14 protein-coding genes and 11 pseudogenes are annotated in these 20,736 nt (G+C 72.0%); 21 read left to right on the forward strand and 4 right to left on the reverse strand.

Annotation, left to right across the window (positions count from 1 at the left end; all coding sequences use genetic code 11):
* Position 1 precedes the first annotated feature (1 nt).
* From UG55_RS09790 to UG55_RS34735, 7 genes and pseudogenes are all read left to right on the forward strand, one after another.
* Positions 2-693: pseudogene (locus UG55_RS09790) on the forward strand (carbohydrate ABC transporter permease); the annotation flags it as partial.
* Positions 693-1,097, forward strand: a pseudogene (locus UG55_RS34720) (carbohydrate ABC transporter permease); the annotation flags it as partial. The pseudogenes UG55_RS09790 and UG55_RS34720, both read left to right, overlap by 1 nt.
* Before the next feature lies 1 nt (position 1,098).
* Positions 1,099-1,592: pseudogene (locus UG55_RS34725) on the forward strand (carbohydrate ABC transporter permease); the annotation flags it as partial.
* 13 nt (positions 1,593-1,605) lie between these two features.
* Positions 1,606-1,779 (forward strand): annotated as a pseudogene (locus tag UG55_RS34730) (ABC transporter substrate-binding protein); the annotation flags it as partial.
* Between the two features lies 1 nt (position 1,780).
* A pseudogene (locus UG55_RS09800) lies at positions 1,781-2,961 on the forward strand (extracellular solute-binding protein); the annotation flags it as partial.
* Positions 2,962-3,008: 47 nt separating this feature from the next.
* The gene (locus tag UG55_RS09805; RefSeq protein ID WP_242424093.1) at positions 3,009-4,154 is read left to right on the forward strand and encodes an ABC transporter ATP-binding protein; all 1,146 of its coding nucleotides are present in this window, start codon (positions 3,009-3,011) and stop codon (positions 4,152-4,154) included.
* A gap of 397 nt (positions 4,155-4,551) precedes the next feature.
* Positions 4,552-5,841 (forward strand): annotated as a pseudogene (locus UG55_RS34735) (transcriptional regulator); the annotation flags it as partial.
* Positions 5,842-5,995: 154 nt separating this feature from the next.
* Here the strand turns inward: UG55_RS34735 and UG55_RS09815 are convergent.
* Complete coding sequence (locus UG55_RS09815; RefSeq protein WP_066066092.1) at positions 5,996-7,204, reverse strand: folate-binding protein YgfZ; 1,209 nt, start codon at positions 7,202-7,204, stop codon at positions 5,996-5,998.
* Positions 7,205-7,211: 7 nt separating this feature from the next.
* Entirely contained in the window at positions 7,212-7,646 is a 435-nt protein-coding gene (locus UG55_RS09820) for a Fur family transcriptional regulator (protein WP_066066097.1), read from the reverse strand.
* Between the two features lie 502 nt (positions 7,647-8,148).
* Here UG55_RS09820 and UG55_RS09825 point away from each other — a divergent pair.
* Positions 8,149-8,889, forward strand: coding sequence for a phosphoglyceromutase (locus UG55_RS09825; protein WP_066066100.1), 741 nt, complete (start codon positions 8,149-8,151; stop codon positions 8,887-8,889).
* A 166-nt stretch (positions 8,890-9,055) separates the two neighbouring features.
* On the opposite strand, the gene UG55_RS34740 is transcribed toward UG55_RS09825, so the two are convergent.
* Positions 9,056-9,230: PhoU domain-containing protein (locus UG55_RS34740; RefSeq protein ID WP_304440398.1), on the reverse strand; the 175-nt coding region annotated here is incomplete at its 5' end.
* A 1-nt stretch (position 9,231) separates the two neighbouring features.
* Positions 9,232-9,700: pseudogene (gene phoU, locus UG55_RS09830) on the reverse strand (phosphate signaling complex protein PhoU); the annotation flags it as partial.
* A 346-nt stretch (positions 9,701-10,046) separates the two neighbouring features.
* Here phoU and UG55_RS09835 point away from each other — a divergent pair.
* The 13 genes and pseudogenes from UG55_RS09835 to UG55_RS27135 all read left to right on the forward strand — a co-directional run bounded on the left by UG55_RS09835 (position 10,047) and on the right by UG55_RS27135 (position 20,708).
* Positions 10,047-11,288 carry a cell wall metabolism sensor histidine kinase WalK gene (locus tag UG55_RS09835; protein WP_066066104.1) on the forward strand — a complete coding sequence of 414 codons (1,242 nt, stop codon included), beginning with the start codon at positions 10,047-10,049 and terminating at the stop codon, positions 11,286-11,288.
* A 115-nt stretch (positions 11,289-11,403) separates the two neighbouring features.
* Positions 11,404-12,084, forward strand: coding sequence for a response regulator transcription factor (locus UG55_RS09840; RefSeq protein ID WP_066066348.1), 681 nt, complete (start codon positions 11,404-11,406; stop codon positions 12,082-12,084).
* A 350-nt stretch (positions 12,085-12,434) separates the two neighbouring features.
* Positions 12,435-13,219, forward strand: a 785-nt coding sequence (locus UG55_RS34745) for a Ppx/GppA phosphatase family protein (RefSeq protein WP_396230856.1), incomplete at its 3' end; no start/stop codon positions are given.
* Position 13,220: 1 nt separating this feature from the next.
* Positions 13,221-13,673 (forward strand): annotated as a pseudogene (locus UG55_RS34750) (Ppx/GppA family phosphatase); the annotation flags it as partial.
* 354 nt (positions 13,674-14,027) lie between these two features.
* On the forward strand, positions 14,028-14,918 hold an 891-nt coding region (locus UG55_RS09850; RefSeq protein WP_242424094.1), incomplete at its 3' end, for an acyltransferase family protein.
* 1 nt (position 14,919) lies between these two features.
* Positions 14,920-15,257: pseudogene (locus UG55_RS34755) on the forward strand (glucan biosynthesis protein C); the annotation flags it as partial.
* A gap of 560 nt (positions 15,258-15,817) precedes the next feature.
* Positions 15,818-16,648: a sugar phosphate isomerase/epimerase gene (locus UG55_RS09855; RefSeq protein ID WP_066066107.1), complete on the forward strand. Its 831-nt coding sequence runs from the start codon at positions 15,818-15,820 to the stop codon at positions 16,646-16,648.
* A gap of 55 nt (positions 16,649-16,703) precedes the next feature.
* Complete coding sequence (locus UG55_RS09860; protein ID WP_066066111.1) at positions 16,704-17,453, forward strand: class I SAM-dependent methyltransferase; 750 nt, start codon at positions 16,704-16,706, stop codon at positions 17,451-17,453.
* 361 nt (positions 17,454-17,814) lie between these two features.
* Positions 17,815-18,288: acyltransferase family protein (locus UG55_RS34760; protein ID WP_396230857.1), on the forward strand; the 474-nt coding region annotated here is incomplete at its 3' end.
* A 1-nt stretch (position 18,289) separates the two neighbouring features.
* Positions 18,290-18,348: pseudogene (locus UG55_RS34765) on the forward strand (hypothetical protein); the annotation flags it as partial.
* Between the two features lies 1 nt (position 18,349).
* Positions 18,350-19,518, forward strand: a pseudogene (locus UG55_RS09865) (acyltransferase family protein); the annotation flags it as partial.
* An 84-nt stretch (positions 19,519-19,602) separates the two neighbouring features.
* Positions 19,603-20,442 carry a pyrroline-5-carboxylate reductase gene (gene proC / locus UG55_RS09870; protein ID WP_066066118.1) on the forward strand — a complete coding sequence of 280 codons (840 nt, stop codon included), beginning with the start codon at positions 19,603-19,605 and terminating at the stop codon, positions 20,440-20,442.
* 167 nt (positions 20,443-20,609) lie between these two features.
* Positions 20,610-20,708: a 30S ribosomal protein bS22 gene (locus UG55_RS27135; protein ID WP_003948845.1), complete on the forward strand. Its 99-nt coding sequence runs from the start codon at positions 20,610-20,612 to the stop codon at positions 20,706-20,708.
* The last annotated feature ends 28 nt before the right edge of the window (positions 20,709-20,736 follow it).

The following is a 20,736-nucleotide window of genomic DNA, read 5'->3' on the forward strand; positions in this document are numbered from 1 at the left end:
NCCCGCGGCCGTCCGGTGGTGCGCTTCGCGCTGTTTCTGCCCGCCAGTGCGAACATGGTCGCGATGGCCGTGGTCTTCAAGTACATCTTCGACCGCAGCCCCGACGGGCTGGCGAACACGCTGGTCGGGTTCGTCGGCGTCGACCCGGTGGACTGGCTGGGCGACAGCGCCACGGCGCTGCCGGTCGTCGCGCTGGTCGGCGGCTGGCGGCTGACCAGCCTGGTCTTCGTGGTGTACCTCGCCGGCCTGACCGCGATCCCGCGGGCCGTGCACGAGGCGGCGGATGTGGACGGGGTCCGCGGGCTCGCGCGGCTGCGCCATGTCACGCTGCCGCTGCTGGCCCCGACCACGGTGTTCCTCGCGGTGTTCGTCACCGTGCTGACCCTGCAGACCTTCGAGACGGTCGCGGTGCTCACCGAGGGCGGCCCGCTGGACTCCAGCACCACGATCATCTACTACATCTACGAGGTCGGCTTCACGGGTTCCTTCCGCATCGGCTACGCATCCATGATCGCACTGTTGCTGCTGGTGACCGTGGTGCTCATCGGGGCGGCGGGCGCGCTGTTGGGCCGGCGGCTGCGGGTGGCCCGGGACGACGCCGGCGTGGCCCGTGGCGTGACCTCCGCCGCCGAGGGCCTGCCTGCCGCCGCGACGGACGGCGCGGCTCCGGCGATGGAAGGGGCGCGACGCTGATGGACGCCACGCCGGGCGGTTCCGGAGGGCGGCACGGCCGGTGGGCCGGGCGCGGGGGGAGCGGTCCCGCCGCGGGGCGGGCCTTGTCGGCGACGGTCCGCTTCGGGTTTCTCGCGGTCGGCGTCAGTGCCGCGCTGCTGCCGTTCCTGTGGATGCTCCGCACGGCGCTGGGCCCGCCACAGAACGCCCTCGGGCTCTCGTCCAACCCGCTGCCGTCCTCGGTCAGTCTCGACGCCTTCGAGAACGCCTGGAAGTCGGCGGATCTCGGGCCCGCGCTGCTCACCGGGGTCGGGGTGAGTCTGGCGATTCTGGCTCTCCAGCTCCTCACGGCGATTCCGGCGGCGTATGCGTTCGCCTGGGTGCCGTTCCGTGGCCGTTCCGTGCTCTTCGGCGTGGTGCTCGCCNCCCTGCTTGTCCCGCCGCAGGTCACAGCCGTCCCGAACTATGTGACGATCTCGGCTCTCGGATTCGCCGACACCCGCGTCGGGCTGGTGCTGCCCTTCATGAGCCATGCCGCCGCGATCTTTCTGCTGCGCCAGTACATGACGACGATTCCGGCCTCGGTGCTGGAGGCGGCGCGGCTGGACGGGCTGGGAACCCTGCGTACCCTGCGGCTGGTCATCGTCCCGCTGAGCGCGCCCGCGATCGCCACGGTCAGCGTGTTCAGCTTCCTGCTCTCCTTCAACGAGTACCTCTGGCCCCTGCTGGTCGCGCGTTCGCCCGACATCGCCACCCCGCCGCTGGCGCTGGCCGGCCTGGCGACGAAGACCTCGGCGTTCCCCGACTACGCCCAGCTCGCCGCCGGATCGTTGATCATCAGTGTGCCGACTCTCCTCGTGTTCGTCGTCGCGCAGCGCCGGTTGGCCGCCGGCATCTCGGGCACCGGTCAGGCGGCGTGATGGGAGGAGACCCGTGATCCGGATCCGACGCGCGGCACCGATGACGGTGGCCGCGGCGCTGCTCACCCTGGCCGCATGCGGCGGGGGTGGCTCGGCGCCGAGCGATCCCGCGGGGAGCCTGCGTCCCACCGCGCGCCCCGCCGCCGCCGGCGTCGACGACGTCGCCGGCGCCAAGGCGTCGCCGCGGNGCGCGGCGCAGGTGAAGAAACTGCGCATGTACACCGTGGGGAACCTCAACGACGTCGCCAGCTCCGGCAAGGCGTTCATGGAGAAGGCACACCCCGGCCTCACGGTGGAGATCGTCTCCTCAGCCACGAACTACGTCACGCTCGTCCAGCAGCTGAGCGCGGACCGGTCCGCGGGTGCGCAGGCCGACGTCGCGGTCGCCGGCTTCGACCTGCTGCCCACCTTCGCGGAACAGCTCGGCGCCCAGGAACTGTCACCACGCCTGCTGCGGGCGTCCTACGACCAGCGGATGGTGCCCCTCGGCCAGGTCGGCGGCCGCCAGATCGGCATCCCCCAGCAGGTCTCGACCCTGGCGCTGGCCTACAACCTCGACGTCCTGGAGAAGGCCGGGGTCGATCCGGCGACGCTGACCACGACGGACGGAGTGCTGGCCGCCGCGGACAGGATCAAGGCCTCCGGGCAGGACGTCCAGCCGATCGACATCTCGACGGGTCAGCAGTTCGGGCAGTGGGTGCTGAACACGCTCGCGAGCTCGAAGGGCGCTCCGATTCAGGACGACGCCGGCCGGCCCCGGCTGGACACCCCGCAGGCGCGCGCGGCCGCTGGCTTCCTGGCCAGGGTCGGGACGTACGGGCCGCAGTCGAGCGACCCGACGAGCCAGGGCCTGGCCCGCTTCGGGATCCGCAAGGAGACCGCGATGACCCTGGTGACGGTGGCGACCCTGGCCGGCGGGCTGAAGTTCATCCAGGAGCGGGGGGCGCAGGGCTTCCGGGCCGGCGCGGTGCCCTTCCCCACCCTGCCGGGCGGCACCCAGGCCCCGGTCGCCGGTGGAAACGCGCTGACCGTGCTCGCCGCGGACCCCTGCCAGCGGGAGATGGCGACCGAACTGGTCGTGTCGCTGCTCGCCCCGGACGTCGTCGCGGCGAGCACCGAGTCGCTGAGCTACATCCCCGTCGACCTCGACGCGCTGGCCCGGCTGGCACCGTTCTACCGCCAGTATCCGCAGCTCACGGTGTTCAACGACCTGACGCCGTCGCTGGTCGCGCCGCCGTCGTGGAGCGGCGAGCGTGGGGGCGAGCTGCCGAAGGCACTCTCCGACCAGGTCGTGCGCATCATGGGCGGCGCCGACATCGAACAGGCGCTGGCCGCCGCCCAGACCGAGGCGGAGACGTTGACCCAGTGACGACCAGGCGGGGAACGACGGTGAGCGGGCCGGGAATGACAGGTGCGATGACAGCCACCTCGGGGGCGCGGATCGAAGCGGTGGGCATCGGCCGGGAGTTCGGTTCGGTGCGCGCGCTGGCGGGCGTCGATCTGACCGTCGGCTCCGGTGAGATCGTCGCGCTGCTCGGTCCGTCCGGGTCCGGAAAGTCGACGCTGCTGCGCATCCTCGCCGGCCTGGAGCAGCCGACCGCCGGGGAGCTGCGGTTCGACGGTCGCAGCCAACTGGGCGTCCCACCGCACCAGCGTGACGTCTCGATGGTCTTCCAGCACTTCGCGCTCTACCCGCACCTGTCCGCGACGGACAATCTGGTGTTGGCGCTGCGTTACGGGCGTGGGATGTCGCGGGCGGCGGCGCGTGCCCGGGCCGCCGAGACGCTGGAGATGCTCGGCATCGCCGATCTCGCCCGCCGCCGCCCGGCGCAGATGTCCGGCGGGCAGCGTCAGCGGGTGGCGATCGGCCGCGCGCTCGCCACCCGGGCCCGTGTCGTGCTGCTGGACGAGCCGATGTCGGGGCTGGACGCGAAGCTGCGGGTGGAGCTGCGGGTGGAGATCGTGGACCTGTTGCGCCGGCTCGGCACCACGGCGGTGTTCGTGACCCACGACCAGGCCGAGGCGATGGCCGTCGGTGACCGGGTCGCGGTCATGAACCGGGGGATCATCGAGCAGATCGCGACGCCCGACGAGATCTACGATCTTCCGGCCACCCGCTTCGTGGCGACCTTCGTGGGCAGCCCGCCGATGAACGTCTTCGACGGCACCTGGGCGGGCGGCCGCCTGAGCGGGCCGGGCTTCTCCACACCGGCCCCGGAGTCGGCGGTCGCCGTGGGCATCCGGCCCGAGCACCTGCGGCTGGTGCGCGCCACGGGTGCCGCGGGAACGACGGGTGCCGAGGGAACGACGGGTGCCGCGGCGCCGACGTCAACGCCGAGCGGTTTCAGCCTGCGCGGGCAGGTCGTGGTCGCCGAACGCCTCGGCGCGGAACGCACCATGTACATACGCTCCCCGGCGGGCATGGTCGGGGTGCGGGTGGAGGTCGGCGTTCCGGTGGTGCCCGACGAGACCGTGACCGTGACCGCTCCGGCCTCGGCGTTGCTGTGCTTCGGCCGGGACGGCCGGTCGCTGCCTGTTCCGGCGGCCCGGCAGCCGTCCTGAGACGGGCCTCGCGCCCGCGGGCGGCCGCTGATCCGGAACGCGGCGCGGGACGGCCCGCGGGCGGCTCCCGGCGATTTCGCGGGCCGCGGTGGCGGGAGCCACGACTCGTCGGCATTGTCCCGCGATGGGCCGCATCTCGCTTCTGCGGGACGATGCCGGGCATCGTCGCACTCGGGCTGAACTGAGAACCGTGCAATCACGGCGGTGAAGTGGTCCGTGTGTGACCTCTCCGCACACATCGCACTCTCCTTGTGTCTGGGTCACGAAGATGTCGCGACATAGCGTTGCTAGCTGGTCACGCAATCGAATGTGTCAGCGACTCAGAGGAGATACGCCGATGCTGACGGATAACGCCCATGCCTGCACCCACCCACTCGCCTTCGTCCGCGCGCAGCGNGGGTGGTCCTACCAACGGCTGGCACGCGTCGTCGCGCGGCGTGCTCGAGATCTCGGGGTCGCGAACATGGCCGCGGAACGGCAGAAGGTCTGGCGCTGGGAACACCGCGGTGTCGTGCCGGACCGGGTCTCCCAGCTCGCGCTGGCCGCCGAGCTCGGCGTTCCGGTCGACCGGCTGGAGTCGCACCCGTGGCCGGCCTGGCTGCCGACCGGGGACGCGGTGCGCACCGAGTACCCGTGGACGTCTAGCGGCAGTGTCACCGCGCTCATGGACGTCGTCGAGGACGCCCTCACCGACCGGCGTGGTTTCCTGACCATCACCGGGCCCGGGGTCGCGGCGCTGTCCGCCGAGTGGCTCGGTCTCGACCCGGCCAGGCTGCAGGCGGCCCTCGCGGGCGGCCGGGTCGACGAGCAGATCGTCAACCGCATCGAGCACAACATCCCGGGCCTGCGGGTGATGGACGAGCGGCTCGGCGGGGAGAGCGTGCGCCGCCTGGTCGACGCCGAGCTGGGCGTCGTCGCCGAGCTGCTGGCCCGCGGCTCCTACACCGAGGCGATCGGCCGTCAGCTGCACCTGGTCGCCGCCGAGCTCGCCCGGTTCGCCGGTTGGGTGTCCTTCGACGCCGGCTTCCAGACCGCGGCCCAGCGGTACTGGGTCACCGCGCTGCACGCGGCGCACGCGGCGGGCGACCGGATGCTCGGCGCGAACGTGCTGAAGAACATGTCGCTGCAGTGCGTGGACTTCGCCCGGCCGCGCGAGGCCGTGGATCTCGCGGAGGCCGCGGTCGCGAGCGCGCGCCACGCGACCGGGCGGGTCGTCGCGATGCTGCAGATGCGCCGCGCCCGGGCACACGCCGCGCTGGGCGAGGCCAGCTCCTGTGCGCAGGCCCTGGCCTGCGCCGAGGCGGCGTTCGTGGAGTCGCGTCCGGAGGACCCCGCCTGGTCGGCCTACTTCGACGACGCGGAGTACCAGGCGCAGGTCGGAAGCTGCTACATCGACCTCGGCCACCTGGTGCACGCCGACCGCTGGCTGGAGCGGTCGCTGGAGATCCACCCGCACGAGCGGACCCGTGACCGGGCGACCTACCTGCTGCGGCGGGCGGCCGTCCAGATCGACCTGGGCAACCTCGACGTCGGCTGCGAGCTGGCGAAGGACGCGCTGCCGATGCTGGAGTCGACCCGCTCGAAGCGGAACAACCGGCGCGCCGACGAGGTGCGCCGCCGCCTGCGCCGGCACTCGGCGGACCCGTTCGCGCGGGAACTCGACCAGGCCCTCGCCCGGACGGCCTGAGTGAGCTGGCCGCCACCCCCCCGCCTGCGGCTGCCACCCTTCCGGCGGCGGCCGGAGACCGGGGGTGGCGGGCCGCGCCACCGCGGAACCGCCCCGCGCAACCGCGCAACCGCGGAACCGCCCCGCGCAACCGCGGAACCGCCCGCGCCTCAGGTCAGCCCTGGCCGCCCGGGCCGTGCAGCCGCCCGGCCGGGCGGGTGGGCCGCTCCGGCTCCGGTTCCGGATCGATCGTCGCCGCCACGGGCGCCCCGTCCGGATCGGTGACGACCAGCGGGACGCCGGCGGCGGTCGCGCGCTTCACCACGGCCAGCGCGATCGGGCCCAGTTCGTGATGCATCTCCGACGACCCGACGAAGCCGACGGTCCGCCCGTCCGCGGTGACCGCGCAGCCCGGGGCCGCGACCATCCCGTCCAGGTGCAGCAGCACCAGGCGGCGCGGCGGCCGCCCGAGGTTGTGGACCCGGGCCACCGTCTCCTGGCCCCGGTAGCACCCCTTGTCCAGATGGACGGCGCTGGTCAGCCAGCCGACCTCGTGCGGGATCGTGCGGTGGTCGGTCTCCCGGTTCAGCCGGGGCCGGCGGTCCTCGATCCGTAGCGCCTCGAACGCGCTCAGGCCCACCGGTGCGGCGCCGGCGGCGAGGAGCCGGTCGGCGGTGGACGCGAGGTCGGTGCGGGCGACGAGGAGGTCCAGGCCGTAGCCCATCCGGCGCAGCAGCGGGAGCTGACCACCCGCGGCGGCGCCATCCGGAGGCTGTGCCCGGCCGACCGGGTAGGGGCCGGAGGTCACCACGCCCGCCCCGGTGCGGGGAGGCACGTCGGCACCCTGCCCGTCGCCGTCCATCCGGGGCGGAACGGCCTGGGCGCCGAACACCGCCGCCGCGACCTCGTCCGCACGCGGCCCCAGCAGGGAGAGCACGGCCACTCCGGCGGTGACGTCGGCCGGCTCGACCCGCATCAGGAACCGCATCGACTCCAGGAAGGACAGCAGCCTGCCGGCGGTCGTCGGCTCCACGTCGATCCAGCTGGCCGTGCCGTCGTCGGCGAGCACCAGATGGTGCTCGACATGGCCGTGCGGGGAGAGGACCAGTGCCTCGGTGCCGTGCATCGGGGCGAGCTGGGACAGGTGCTGGGAGGTGACGCTGTGTAGCCAGCTCAGCCGGTCCGGACCGGAGATCCGGACCACCTCGCGGTTGGAACGGTCGACCAGCGCGGCCCCGGTGGTGGCCAGCCGCTGCTCGCGGAGCGGGTCACCATAGTGCGCCGCGACCGTCGTGTCCGGCTCGGCGGCCGCGACGGCCCCGGGCCGCCCGAGCAGCGGGGACGGTGCCGGAGCGGGGCGGAGAGCCTGGGTGTCGGTGGTCATGACTGCTCTAACGACGATCGGGCGCCGTGCACTCCGCACACCGGCCCGCCAGTGTCAGATGATCAAGGTCGACCACGAACCCGAGCTCCGCGCGCAGCTCACCGACGACCTCGGCCAGGCGGCCCGGCGAGATCTCCTGGATGGCTCCGCACCCGCCGCAGACCAGGTGCACGTGCGGGTCGACACCGGTGACGTGATAGGTCGGCGCGCCGTGCCCGAGGTGGGCGTGCGAGACGAGGTCGAGTTCCTCAAGCAGGTCCAGCGTGCGGTAGACGGTGGAGATGTTGACCGCGCTCGCCGTCAGCCGGACCTCGTGGACGATCTCCTCCGGAGTGGCGTGCCCCAGCTTCGCCACGGCCTCCAGCACGAGCTGGCGCTGCGGGGTCAGCCGGTGGCCGCTCGCGCGCAGCCGGGTGTGCCAGTCGTCGACGTCGGCCGCCATGTAGCGAGTCTAGGCCGGGCTGAGTCGGGTTCGTCCGATCGGACCACAGTCGGCGACCGCCTCGAAAAAACAGATTGCGGTGGCCCCCACCCCGCGCGTAGCGTCCCCGGTACACGAGAAGGGAGGTGGTCCAAGCTTTGTATGCACATAGGACTCGTGAGGTGACTGTCCGCTAGCCGGTCTCGTGGTCCTCACCCTTTGCCGGGTGGCCCTCGGGCACCGGCACCGGCGAGTACCAGGCAGACACCGGACCCCCGGGTGCCGTCGTCAGTCCCGACGGCCCATTCCTCCCAGCCGGGAGGGGTGGAAAACCCGGGGGTCACTGCTTTTCCGGCCGGCCCCCGCGCCCGCGGGGCGCGAACGGGCTCCGCCGCTCCGCGCGGCCGTGGCCGAGCCGCTCCGCCGTGGCCGCCGTCGCCGAGTGGCGTCCGTGGGCCCGGGGGAGCGCGCCGGGTCCCCAGGACACTGGCCGGGGACGGGGCGGAGCGGGCAGGATTCACCTATGCCGACGCTCGTCCTGCTCCGCCACGGCGAGAGCACCTGGAACCGCGAGAACCTGTTCACCGGCTGGGTGGACGTCGATCTGTCCGAGAAGGGCCTCAAGGAGGCGACGCGGGGCGGTGAGCTGCTCCGGGAGGCCGGAGTCCTGCCGGATGTCGTGCACACCTCACTGCTCGTCCGCGCGATCCGCACCGCGTGGCTCGCCCTGGATGCGGCCGGGCGGAGCTGGGTGCCGGTGCGGCGCAACTGGCGCCTGAACGAACGCCACTACGGCGGGCTGCAGGGCCTGAACAAGGCCGAGACGCTGGAGAAGTACGGCGAGGAGCAGTTCACGCTCTGGCGCCGTTCCTACGACACCCCGCCGCCGCCCATCGAGCCGGGCCAGACCAGCGGGGTGGACGAGCGCTACGCGGACCTGGCGCCAGACGTGATCCCCCTCACCGAATGCCTGCGCGACGTGGTCGCCCGCATGCTGCCCTACTGGTACGACGCGATCGTCCCGGACCTGCGCACCGGCCGGACGGTGCTGGTCGCCGCGCACGGCAACTCGCTGCGCGCGCTGGTGAAGCATCTGGACGGGATCTCCGACACCGACATCGCCGGCCTCAACATCCCGACGGGCATCCCGCTCCGCTACGAGCTGGACGACGAGCTGAAGGTCGTGGACTCGGGCTATCTGGACCCCGCGGCGGCCGAGGCCGCGGCGGCGGCGGTCGCGGCACAGGGCAAGCGGAAGCAGTAACCCGGACGCAGTAACCCGGAAGTGGTAACCCGGACCGGGCCCGTCGCGACCGGAACTGGCGTGACCGGGACTGGCGTGACCGGAACTGGCGTATGCGGAAGCACGCACCTCAGGAACGGGTGACGAACCGGCGCGATGGGGCGCCCAGCTGGCCCACCCGGGTGGGTCAGCTGGGCTTCTCGCCGGTGACCAGGTAGATCACCCGCCGAGCCACCGAGACGGCATGGTCGGCGTAACGCTCGTAGTAGCGCCCGCACAGGGTGATGTCGATCGCGGCCTCCATTCCGTGCGTCCAGGGCTTCTCGATCAGGACGTGGAACAGCGCGCGGTGCAGCTGGTCCNTCGCGTCGTCGTCGGCCTCCAGCTCCTTGGCGAGCTCGGTGTCCCGGCTGGCGATCACGGAGCCGGCCTTGGCGACGATCCGCTGGGCGACCTGGCCCATCTGCAGCAGGGTGGCGTGCAGCTCCGGCGGCACGGCCCGCCCGGGGTAGCGGCGGCGGGCGACCTTGGCGACGTGCAGGGCGAGGTCACCCATCCGCTCCAGGTCGGCGACGATACGCAGCGTGGTCACCATCGTCCGCAGGTCGGTCGCGACCGGAGCCTGCCGGGCCATCACGTCGAACGCGCGCTCCTCGATCTCGTTGCGGAGCAGGTCGACCGTCTCGTCCGCGCTGATCACGTTCTCAGCCAGCTGGAGATCGGCGTCCAGGAGAGACGTGGTGGCCCGGGCCATCGCCGAGGCGACCAGGCTGGTCATCTCGATCAGTGACCTGTTGATGCTGTCCAGTTCTTCTTGGAAGACGTCACGCACAGCGGCTCCTTACATCTCGGGGAGGTTCGGAGCACCATTCGATCACAGTCGGTCGGTGGTCCTCGGTGGCTGAGGTCCGACGATGATGCGCAGCTGTCGCCGTTCGGTGAACATCGACGATAGGCCGGATGAACAGCTGGCGACCATCGGCGGTGAATCATTGTGTGACAAAGCGCGAACGGGCTGGCAGGGCCTAGCATTCGGCACGTGGTGGACAGATCGGGTGTCCGGATGACTTCCGGTCACTTTCCGCTCCCGGCGGCACCCGGGTGGGCACCGCCGATGGCGGCGGCCCGACGGCCGGCCTCGGCACCATGAAACGGTCATTTTGTGGGGTGGCGGAGCGATGAAGCTGACCGGCAGGGCGGGTTCGGGAGCGGCGGCGACCGGCCCGCACTCGCTGCCCGCCGCGGTGGTCCGCCAGGTCATCGCGGGCCTGCCGTCCGGGCTGGTCGTGGTGAACAGCCAGGACGTGGTCGTGCTGGTCAACTCGGCGGCCCGGCGCATGGGCGTGGTCGACGGGGACGAACTCGGGGTCCAGGACGTGGTCGAGCTGGTTGCTGCCTGCCGGCGGGCCGGTGCCGAACGCAACCGCCAGCTGGACCTGCCGCCAGTGCCCGAACCTCCGCTGACCAGGGCTCGGCCCGACCAGACGGCGCTCGCGGTCTGGGCCTACGCCCGCCCGCTCGGTGACAGCGGGTATGTCTCGGTGCTGTTTGAGGACATCACCGACTCGCGCCGGGTCGAGGCTGTCCGGCGCGACTTCGTGGCCAACGTGAGCCACGAGCTCAAGACCCCCGTCGGGGCGCTGCACGTGCTCGCCGAGGCGGTGAGCGAGGCCAGCGAGGATCCGGCCGCCGTGCGCCGGTTCGCCTCGCGGATGACGCACGAGTCCGCCCGCCTGGCGCGGCTGGTCCAGGAGATCATCGACCTGTCCCGGCTACAGGGCGCGGAGCCGATGCCGGAGCTGGCCCCGGTGCCGGTCTCGGTGGTGCTCGCCGAGGCGGTGGACCGGAACCGGTTCAACGCCCAGCAGCATGAGATCTCCGTCGCGGTCATCGGCGCCGGTGGGCTGCGGGTGCTCGGTGACGAGGGTCAGCTGGTGACCGCGGTGGCGAATCTCCTCGACAACGCCATCAGTTACTCGCCCCGCGGAACCCGGGTGGTGCTGGGCGTGCGCCAGATCGGCGCGACCGTCGAGATCTCCGTCGCGGACGAGGGAATCGGCATTGCCGAAAAGGACCTTGAGCGGGTGTTCGAACGTTTTTACCGGGCGGATCCGGCCCGTTCCCGGGCAACCGGTGGAACCGGGCTCGGCCTCGCCATCGTGAAGCACATCGCCACCAATCACGGCGGGTCGGTGAGCGTATGGAGCGCGGAGGGACGGGGCTCCACGTTCACCCTCCGCCTGCCGTCCGGCGCGGACGAGCGGGCCGGTGGGGGCGGGACCGGTCCGTCCGACCGGGCTGACTCGCCGTACACCGGCGCCGCGGTACCGGACACCGGGCGCGAATCAGCCGGCCGGGACCGGACGCTGACGGCGGAACCGGATGCCTCGCCGAATGTGCGTGGCGGCACGCGAACCTGATCAGCCGCTGGATCAACCAGCCGTTCCCACGGTGCCCAGGTCCCGGCGCCGGGCGGCGTGACATCTCGTCCCCCGGAGATTCCGGCGGACCCGGGGAAAGACAGGGAGCGTGACGGTGACCAGGCTGCTCGTGGTCGAGGACGAGGAGTCCTTCTCCGATGCGTTGTCGTTCATGTTGGAACGGGAGGGGTTCGAGGTCGCGGTCGTCAGCGATGGGCTGAGCGCCCTGGCCGAGTTCGACCGGCGCGGCGCGGACCTCATTCTGCTGGATCTGATGCTGCCGGGCCTGTCCGGCACGGAGGTCTGCCGGACGCTGCGCGCGCGCTCGACGGTTCCGGTGATCATGTTGACCGCCCGCGACAGCGAGATCGACAAGGTGGTCGGGTTGGAGCTCGGCGCCGACGACTACGTCACCAAGCCGTTCTCCGCCCGTGAGCTCGTCGCCCGGATCCGCGCCGTGCTGCGCCGCCGGGTGGAGACCGAGGAGGTGTCCGACACCGCCCTGGAGGTCGGGCGGGTACGCATGGACGTGGAGCGCCATGTCGTCACCGTCGACGGCAGCCAGGTGGCCCTGCCGCTCAAGGAGTTCGAGCTGCTGGAGATGTTCCTCCGCAACGCGGGGCGGGTGCTGACCCGCGGGCAGCTGATCGACCGGGTGTGGGGCTCGGACTACGTCGGTGACACCAAGACGCTGGACGTCCACGTGAAGCGACTGCGGACCAAGATCGAGGCGGAGCCGGGCGCGCCGCGCCATCTGGTGACGGTGCGCGGCCTCGGTTACAAGTTCGAGCCCTGATNCCCGCCACCTCCGGCGCGGGCGCAGCCGCGGCACTACCGTCTACGGATGCCCCGGAGCAGTCGGAATTCCGGGGCTGACCCGCTGCGCGGCGTACTGGTCACGGGACGTCGGCGTCGATATGTACAGGGGGTGACCGGCGCGGTGGCACAGGGTTGTGGGGCGCAGGGTCGTGTGGCGCACGGTTGTCGGGCGCACGGTTGTCGGGCGCAAGGTAGTGGGGCGCAAGGTACTGGGGCACGGGGTTGTGGGGCACGGGGTTGTGGGGTGCAGCTTCGCGGGGCGCCGCGGGGCGGGGCCGCAGGGCGCGGCGGCGCTGCCCGCGCGACTGTCCGGGCGGGTGGTCGGCAGTGCGGCTGAAGCCCACCCTGTCGCGCCGAGGAGCCGGCGCGGGAGCCGTTGACCTGCCCGAGCCCACGGAACCTCGCTGGGAGGCAGGCGACGCCGACACCCCGGCCGCGGTACCGGTCACCGCCCCCGTGCAGCCCGCGGCGGTTGACGCGGTCGCCGCCGTTGACGCCGTTGACGCGGTCGACGCGGTCCGCGCGCGAGAGGTGGGGGCTTTGGACAGGACCGGCACGCGGGGGGCGTCCGCGCACCCGCACGGCCCGATGCGGCTCGGGGTCATCGACATCGGCTCGAACACCGTCCACCTGCTCGTGGTCGATGCGCACCGCGGCGGCCAGCCGCAGCCGGCCGCCAGCGTGCGGGTTCCGCTGCGGCTCGTCGAGCTGCTCGACGGTGAGGGCCGGCTGGCGGAAAGTGGTGAGCGCGCGCTGACCGAGTGCATCCATGAGCTGCGGACGCACGCGGAGAACCTGAATGTGGTCGACCTCGTGGCATTCGCTACGTCGGCGGTCCGCGAGGCGCCGGACGGGGACGCGGTCCTCGCCCGGTTGCGGGCCGACACCGGGGTGGCGGTCACGGTGCTGCCGGGCGAGGCCGAGGCGCGTCTCACCTTCCTGGCGGTCCGCCGGTGGTTCGGCTGGAGCGCGGGACGCCTGCTCGCCCTCGACATCGGTGGCGGTTCGCTGGAGATCGGCGCCGGCATGCACGAGGACCCGGACGTCGTGGCCTCCCTCCCGCTCGGTGCGAGCCGGCTGACCAGGGACTGGCTGAGCGAGGGTGATGATCCNCCCAAGCGCTCCGAGCTCAGCGCGCTGCGGCGCTACGTCCGCGCGCAGATCGCCCCGGTTGTCGGCTCGCTGTATCCCATCGGGGAGCCGACCCGGGCGGTGGCGACGTCCAAGACGTTCCGCTCGCTGGCCCGGATCGCCGGCGCCGAGCCCTATGGGCGGGGCACGTACGTGCGGCGGGTGCTGCGCCGGGCCGACCTGGTGGATGTCACCGCCCGGGTGTGCCGGATGTCGGTGGCGGAGCGCGCGGCGCTGCCCGGGGTGTCGGTCTCGCGGGCCGGTCAGCTGGTCGCCGGTGCCGTCGTCGCCTCCGAGGCCCTCGACCTGCTCAACCTGGACGAGGTGGAGATCTGCCCCTGGGCGCTGCGTGAGGGAGTGATCCTGCGCCGGCTCGACCTGCTGACCTCGGGCCTGGACGGCCCGCGCGCTCTCCCGTCCCTCGGGGGCGGCTGACCACTCGCGGGAGTCCGCGCGGCACGGTCCGGCGTTTCGGCCCGGCTTCCACGATCAGTCGAGTGGGAGTCGTCACCGCGCACTCCGGGCTGAAGCCGCGTGCTCCGGGCTGAAAAGCCGCACCCTCAGTCTCCGTCTCGTCGCCGTCTCGTATCGGTCGCGGCCGCAGCCTCGGCCCTGCCGGCCAACTCTGCCTCCCATCTGCGAACGATCACGGAAGTTCGCCGGATGTCGGGACCAAAGGGCTACCGACCCCTAGGTCGTGACGTTCAGGATCAAATGGTAAATTCCTCCGTTGAGACTAGGTGTGGGCGCATCGTCCGCGAGGGCTGAGCCTGATCCGAGGGGGGCGCGGTGGCAGCGCAGAAAGCAGCACCTGGTTCGGGTGTGCATTACCACTACATGGACGGGCTGCGCGGCGTGTTCATGCTGGTCGGCGTATTCGTCCACGCGTCAACCCTCGGCCACGACCGGATTTTCGACGGTATTGCCTACTCCTCGAGCCTGTTCCGGATGCAGGGCTTCTTCGTCATCTCCGGATTCCTGTCCGCGATGCTTGTCGGGAAGTACGGCGCGAGTCGCGCCGTACGCCGCCGCCTGGCTGCCGTGGGGACTCCGCTCCTGGTCACCCTGGTGCTCTTCAATCCGCCCGCGCTCTGGCTGATCTACAACTTCCACAACGATCCGGACATCTCGCTCCCGGACTACGTGACCGGAAACACGATCCCAGCTCCAGAGGGTGAACTGAGCTGGTATCTGCATCTGTGGTTCCTCTTTTCCCTGCTGGCCTACGCGCTGTGCACGCCGGCCGCGGTGGCCCTGCTCTCGCGTCTCGTTTCCAGCTCCGCCTATCAGCGGGCCAGCGCGGGTCGCCTCCGGGGCATGGCTGTGATCACGCTGTTTGTCCTGGCGAGCACCATCGTCATCCGCGGTGCCCACCGCACCGTGCTGGAACCTGTCGTCGGCACCGGTACCCACGCCGTACTGCTGGCGCACACGCTGAAGTTCCTGCCGTTCTTCCTGCTCGGGGTGCTCCTTTACCTCGACCGGCAGCGGCTCGTGTCGGCCTTCCAGCGCCCCACGCCGATCTTCCTGGCCGTGACCGGGCTCCTCGTCCTCGCCTCCAAGCAGGAATGGGTCGGCGCACTCTCGGCGGGCACCGGTCTGGTGCTGACCGAAACCCTGTTTTCGATTCCGTTGACTGCCACAATCTTCGCGGGCGCGGCCTGGCTCGTTTCCCGCCCCNGGCCCGCGCTGCGCTACCTGGCTGACGCTTCGTATACGATCTATCTCCTGCACTTCCTGTTCATCTACATCTTCGCGACCGCTTTCTCCTTCGATCCGAGTATCGGTGCGCCGCAGATGTTCCTCATCGTCGTCCTCACCTTTGGTGTGACGCTGGCGATTCACCACTTCGTGATTCTGCGGTCTACGTTCCTTCGCAAGGTGTTCAACGGGAAGTTTCCCTCGAAAATCCCTGCCGGCGGTCAGCCCGCCGCCGTTCCGGCCGCTGCGGTCAGAGGTGAGCTCGATCTCGAGCGGACTCAGCCACTTTCCTGGCGAGGCCGGGTGGCTGTGGCCGACNTCGAAGACACCCAGCGCATGCGCTGGACCCACTGACGGCAATCCCGAAGACGGCCGCGGATCGGTGTGGTGGGCATCGGACCGCACCGCCTGACCTGCGGTGGTCGAGCCACCGGCCGAACCCCGGCGGCGCCCGGCCGGTGCTTCTCGAGCCTTCCCGCCGATCCGTCCCGCGGTGTCACCGCGCGGCGCCGCGCGCCCGTGCGCCCGTGCCCCGCGCTCCGCGACCGTCCGGGCCACCCCGTCCGGGTGCTTCCGCCGGCCGGCAGGGGATGGCCACTCGGGGCGGCGGTCCGTGGAGTATGGCCTAGCCTGGATGGAGGGACCGGTTCCCGCCGGTCCGGGGTGAGTCCCGTGCGGCGCTCCGTCGGGCCGCCCCGCCCAGGTTCTGACAGGGAGTCGACGTGCAGCCACACGGTGCCAGGAGGCGGTCGGCGCCGGTGGCACCGACGGCGGAGACCACTTCGTCGTCGGCGCCATCAGCCGGCCTGGTCACGCCGCGGCAGGAGATCATGCCAGGAGTGACATCAGCTGTGACGCGGCCGGGCAGGGTACCGGGTATGCGGCCCGGAGCAGGCACCAACCGCCCGGGTGGGCTGATCGCGCTGTCCACGGCGTCGACGTACCCGGAGTCGACGGCCACCTCGTTCGAGATGGCCGCCCGGCTCGGCTACGACGGCGTCGAGATCATGGTCTGGACGGACCCGGTCAGCCAGGACCCGGAGGCGTTGCGGCGGCTCCGCGACTATCACGGCATCCCGATCCTGGCGGTGCACGCTCCCTGCCTGCTGCTGACCCAGCGGGTGTGGGGCACCGACCCGTGGGCCAAGCTGCAGCGCGCCCGCGCGGTGGCGGAGACCCTCGATGCGCCGACCGTCGTCGTCCACCCCCCGTTCCGCTGGCAGCGGGACTACGCCCGCGAGTTCATCGCGGGCATCGAGCGGATGGCGGGGGAGACCGACGTCCGCTTCGCGGTGGAGAACATGTTCCCGCTGCGGGCCCGGGGCCGTGAGGTCTCGGCCTACGCCCCCGACTGGTCGCCGGTCGACGACGGGTATCGGCACGTCACGCTCGACCTCTCCCACACCAGCGTCTCCCGGTCGGACGCGATGGCGATGGCCGACCGCCTCGGTGACCGGCTCGCCCACATCCACATGGCCGACGGCACCGGGCTCGCCAAGGACGAGCACCTGGTTCCCGGCCGCGGCACGCAGCCGTGCGCCGAACTGCTGGAGCGGCTCGCCGTCAACGGTTTCGACGGCACCGTCGTCGTGGAGATCAACACCCGGCGCGCGGAGTCGCGTGACCACCGGGAGGCCGACCTGGCGGAGGCGCTGGCGTTCACCCGGCTCAACCTCGCCGCCCCGGCCGAGGTGACTTCGCTGACCTGACCGGCCGGGTATCTGTTGGTGGCGGTGGGCCACCGGGGCGGTCCATTATCGAGGCGTGAGTTCCAGATCACTGTTCGACCCGCTGGCCGATGCCTATGACCAGGCCCGGCCCGGCTATCCCGAGCAGTTGTTCATCGATCTGGAGCTGCTCGCCGGCCGGCCGGTCGCGGGTGCCCGGGCAGTCGATGTAGGGGCTGGCACCGGTATCGCCACCAGGGCGCTGCTCGGCCACGGGGCCCGGGTGCTGCCCGTGGAACCGGGCGCGGTCATGCTCGACCGGCTTCGCCGGCACAGCCCCGGGCTACCCGTGGTCCGCGGCGACGGCGAGGCCCTGCCACTGCGAGCCGCCAGCGTCGACCTGGTGACCTATGCGCAGGCCTGGCACTGGGTGCGGGTGCCGACGGCCGCGGCGGAGGCGGCCCGGGTGCTGCGTCCCGGGGGTTCGCTGGCGGTGTGGTGGAACGATGTCGACGCCGAGGACTTCCACTGGTACCAACGCCAGCAGGAGCGCCTGGAGGCGATGAGCCCCGGCTACACCCGGGACTACCGCGACCGCCCGTTCGCCGACGAGCTGCGCTGGACGGGTCTGTTCGCCGAGGTGACCACGGTGACCTGCCGCTGGTACCGCGAGATCGATCTCGAACTGTACGAGACCTGCCTGCGCTCGAAGTCGTTCGTCGCCGGGCTCGGTGACCGGCTGGAGGACTTCCTGGCCGCGGAGCGCCGCTCGCTGCTGCGCTCGTTCCCCGACGGCCGGATCACCGAGCCGTTTCGGACGATGCTGGTCGTCGCCCGGGTTCCCTGATCCGCGCCGACGCCCGATTCCGCCGGAGTTCGGGCTGCCCGTAAGGGCCGGTCCCCGTGCGCAACGGACCTTTGACAAGGGCTGCCCGCTATCGTCGGGTGGTTCGTGGGGTTCTGTCCGACTCGGTGTGCCGTCGTCCGGCCGGCGGGCGTGGGCGTGCCCCTGTTTACGGAGCCGGGCTGGCAGGCCACGGGCGAGCGTGGCTGGGCCGACGTACCACCCGCGCCCACGTCCGGTTCGCCGCCTCCCCGGCTGGACGAGGAGACGCGCGATCGTGAGAGCCGGTTCCCGGTCTGCGACCAACGGCCCGCCGCGACCAGGTCTGCCTGGTGGGGAGCACCCACGGGTGCCAGGAGCGTCAGTGCCCCGGCCTGCCGGCGACGTTGCGGCGCCCGCCGCGGCCAGGTTCGCCCACCACCCCGCGCTCGACGGCCTCCGAGTCGTCTGCGTCTACGTCATTCTCGCCGGCGGCCTGGGCGCGATCAACGCCAGCAATGTGGCCGTCGACCTGCTTTGTGTGCTGAGCGGATTCCTCGTCACCACGCTGTTGACAGCCGAGCGGACCCGCACGGGCACCGTCTCGATCGGGCGCTTCCTGCTCCGGCGGGCCGTCCGCCTGATGCCGGGTATGGCCTTCTACCTCTTCGTCGGCCTCGCCGTGACGGTCGCCTTCAAATGGGCGGAGACCGAGTACCGCGACGACTACGTCAGCAGCGCGGTCTCGGCGTTTTTCAACGTCAACAACTGGTACAAGGTCGCGCACCCGGAAGCCGGCGGCAACTGGCTGTCCCACGTCTGGTTGCTGTCGATGGAGGCGCAGTTCTACCTGCTCTGGNCGCTCGCCTTCCTGGCGTTCGCGCGTTCGGCGCGGCTGCGGCCACACCTGCTCGTCTTCNTGATCGCGTCGATCGGCCTGGTGATGGGCTGGACGTTTGCCCTGGCCGCGAACGGCGCCCCGCGCAGCCGGGTTTACCTGGCACCCGACACCCACGTCGCGCCGCTGCTCATCGGGGCCCTGCTGGCGGTCTGGCGGGACAACCGGCTGCGGGCGCTCACCACGGAGTACGCCGGCGGCGACCGGAGTCGGGCAGTCTCCGCGCCCGCGACCCGCGCCGCTGCTCAGCGCTGGACGGCGGGCCGCCGGCTCGCCGCCCTCGGCCTGCCGGCCGCGATCGCGATGCTGCTGCTCTGCTTCTTCGGACCGCGCGAGGCGGCCCACGACCCGAACTGGCTCGACTACGCGGCCTATGTGCCGACCGCGGCACTCGGCGCGGTTCTGATCCTCGGTGCTGACCTGAACCGGGAGGCATCCTGGGTGCGGCTGCTCGGGTGGTCGAGGATGGCCTGGCTCGGGAAGATGACGTACGGCATCTACCTGTGGCACTACCCGGTCAGCTCGGTCGCGGCCGACCGGCTCGTACCGAGGATCGGGCTGTGGCCCGCGGTAGCCGTCGCCGCGGTGGGCACCACCATCGCGGCCTGGCTGGCCAACCGGTTCGTAGAGAAGCCGCTCCAGGCCCGCTGGCCGAAGCGGTCGGACACGTCACCGGCCGCTGCCCGCCAGCCGGAGCGGAGCGGTCTGCCGGAGCGGAGCGGTCTGCCGGACCGAGGCGGTCCGCCGGAGCTGCCCGACGCGCGGGAACCGCTGGCTCCTCGGGGTGTTTCCGGGCCGCGGGAGCCGCGCGAACCCGAGCCGGTGGACGCGCGGGCCGGCGTCGAGGTGGAGGTCGACTGGGTGGACGAGGGCTACCCCCTGCGCGAGCAGGACCAGGTTCCGGTGCGGGTCGCCCCCGACCGGGCGGGTACTGCCGGCTTCGCCGGGCCCCGCGCCGGCGAGGTGACGTACGACCGCCCGGGCGGGCCGCCGGTGTACGAGCACGGGCCCGCTCTGGGTTCCGGCCGCCCGAGCGGCTGGATCGAACCGACACCCGTACCGGACTGGGCCGCCTACCCGGCGCTGCTTCGCGGGTCGGATGCCCACTTCGGCGTCGGGATGCCCGCGGCACCCACCGCCGAGCCGGACCCGCTGTTCGGACCGATGCCCGGCACGGGTGAGAGCTGGTAGGAACGCGCGTGTCCGGGAGGTCGTAACCTGCACCGGCGGCGCCGCTGCCCGGGCGGCCGGCCGCGAAGGTGAGGGGAGTGATCTGTGCAGGGCAGGAGCGTTCTAGCGATCGTCGGGGTAGGTCGGCTCGGCGGCGCGCTGCTGTCCGGTCTGCTGCGGGCCGGGCGGACGCCGTCCGAGGTGCTCGCGGCGGAGCGGGACGAGCGCCGGGCCGCGGAGATCGCCGCGTCCTTCGGGGTCAAGGTGGTTGACCCGCCGGCCGCGGTGGCCGCGGCCGATGTCGTGGTCCTGGCGGTGAAACCACAGGACATGGGCTCCGTGCTGGCGGAGATCCGCGACCAGGTGCGGCCGGGGGCACTGGTCGTCTCGGTGGCCGCCGGGGTGACGTCCGGCTTCGTCGCCGAGCGGGTGCCGCCGGGCACCGCGGTCGTGCGGGTCATGACGAACACGCCGCTGCTGGTGGACGAGGCCATGTCGGCCCTGTGCGCGGGCCCCGGCGCCGGCGACGAGCACCTGGCGTTCGTCGAGGAGATGCTGCGCCCGGTCGGGCGGGTCGTCCGGGTGAGCGAGGCCCAGCTCGACGCGGTCACCGCGCTCTCCGGCAGCGGCCCGGCCTATTTCTTCTACCTGATCGAGGCGATGATCGAGGGCGGGGTGCTCCTGGGCCTCCCGCGGGCCCTGGCAGCCGAGCTGGTGGTGCAGACCGCCGCCGGGTCCGCGCGCATGCTCCGCGACGGGGCCGGTTCCGACGCTGCCGGGCAGTCCGGAGCCGGGCATCCCTCGCTGCAGCGGGAGGCGGTCACGTCGCCGGGCGGAACGACCGTCGCGGCGCTGCGGCAGCTCGACCGGGCCGGTGTGCGGGCCGGCGTCCTGGATGCGGTGGAGGCCGCCTATCGGCGGTCCCGTGAGCTCGGTGCGTCCTGACGGCCGCCACGTGACCGATCGGCGGCGGTCCGGCGGCGGTCCGTCGGCTGATCGACAGACGCCGGATCGGCACCGACGTCGGCGTGACGGCGCACCGGATGCCGGGCCACACCGTTTCGGCGGGTAGGCTCGCTCGGAAAAACCTCGTCAACAGATCGGTCGGGTACGTGGGTTCCGTAATCAAGAAGCGTCGCAAGCGTATGGCCAAGAAGAAGCACCGCAAGCTGCTCAAGCGGACTCGGGTCCAGCGCCGCAACAAGAAGTAGCGGTCGCGGGGGCGGCGGAGGTCGGCGG

This window comes from Frankia sp. EI5c, assembly GCF_001636565.1.
Lineage (GTDB): Bacteria > Actinomycetota > Actinomycetes > Frankiales > Frankiaceae > Parafrankia.

Bases quoted from the DNA above. Each gene is read 5' to 3' on its own strand.
- UG55_RS09805 (WP_242424093.1), top strand. From the start codon at position 3,009: ATGACAGCCACCTCGGGGGCGCGGATCGAAGCGGTGGGCATCGGCCGG.
- UG55_RS09815 (WP_066066092.1), bottom strand. From the start codon at position 7,204: ATGACCACCGACACCCAGGCTCTCCGCCCCGCTCCGGCACCGTCCCCG.
- UG55_RS09820 (WP_066066097.1), bottom strand. From the start codon at position 7,646: ATGGCGGCCGACGTCGACGACTGGCACACCCGGCTGCGCGCGAGCGGC.
- UG55_RS09825 (WP_066066100.1), top strand. From the start codon at position 8,149: ATGCCGACGCTCGTCCTGCTCCGCCACGGCGAGAGCACCTGGAACCGC.
- UG55_RS09835 (WP_066066104.1), top strand. From the start codon at position 10,047: ATGAAGCTGACCGGCAGGGCGGGTTCGGGAGCGGCGGCGACCGGCCCG.
- UG55_RS09855 (WP_066066107.1), top strand. From the start codon at position 15,818: ATGCGGCCCGGAGCAGGCACCAACCGCCCGGGTGGGCTGATCGCGCTG.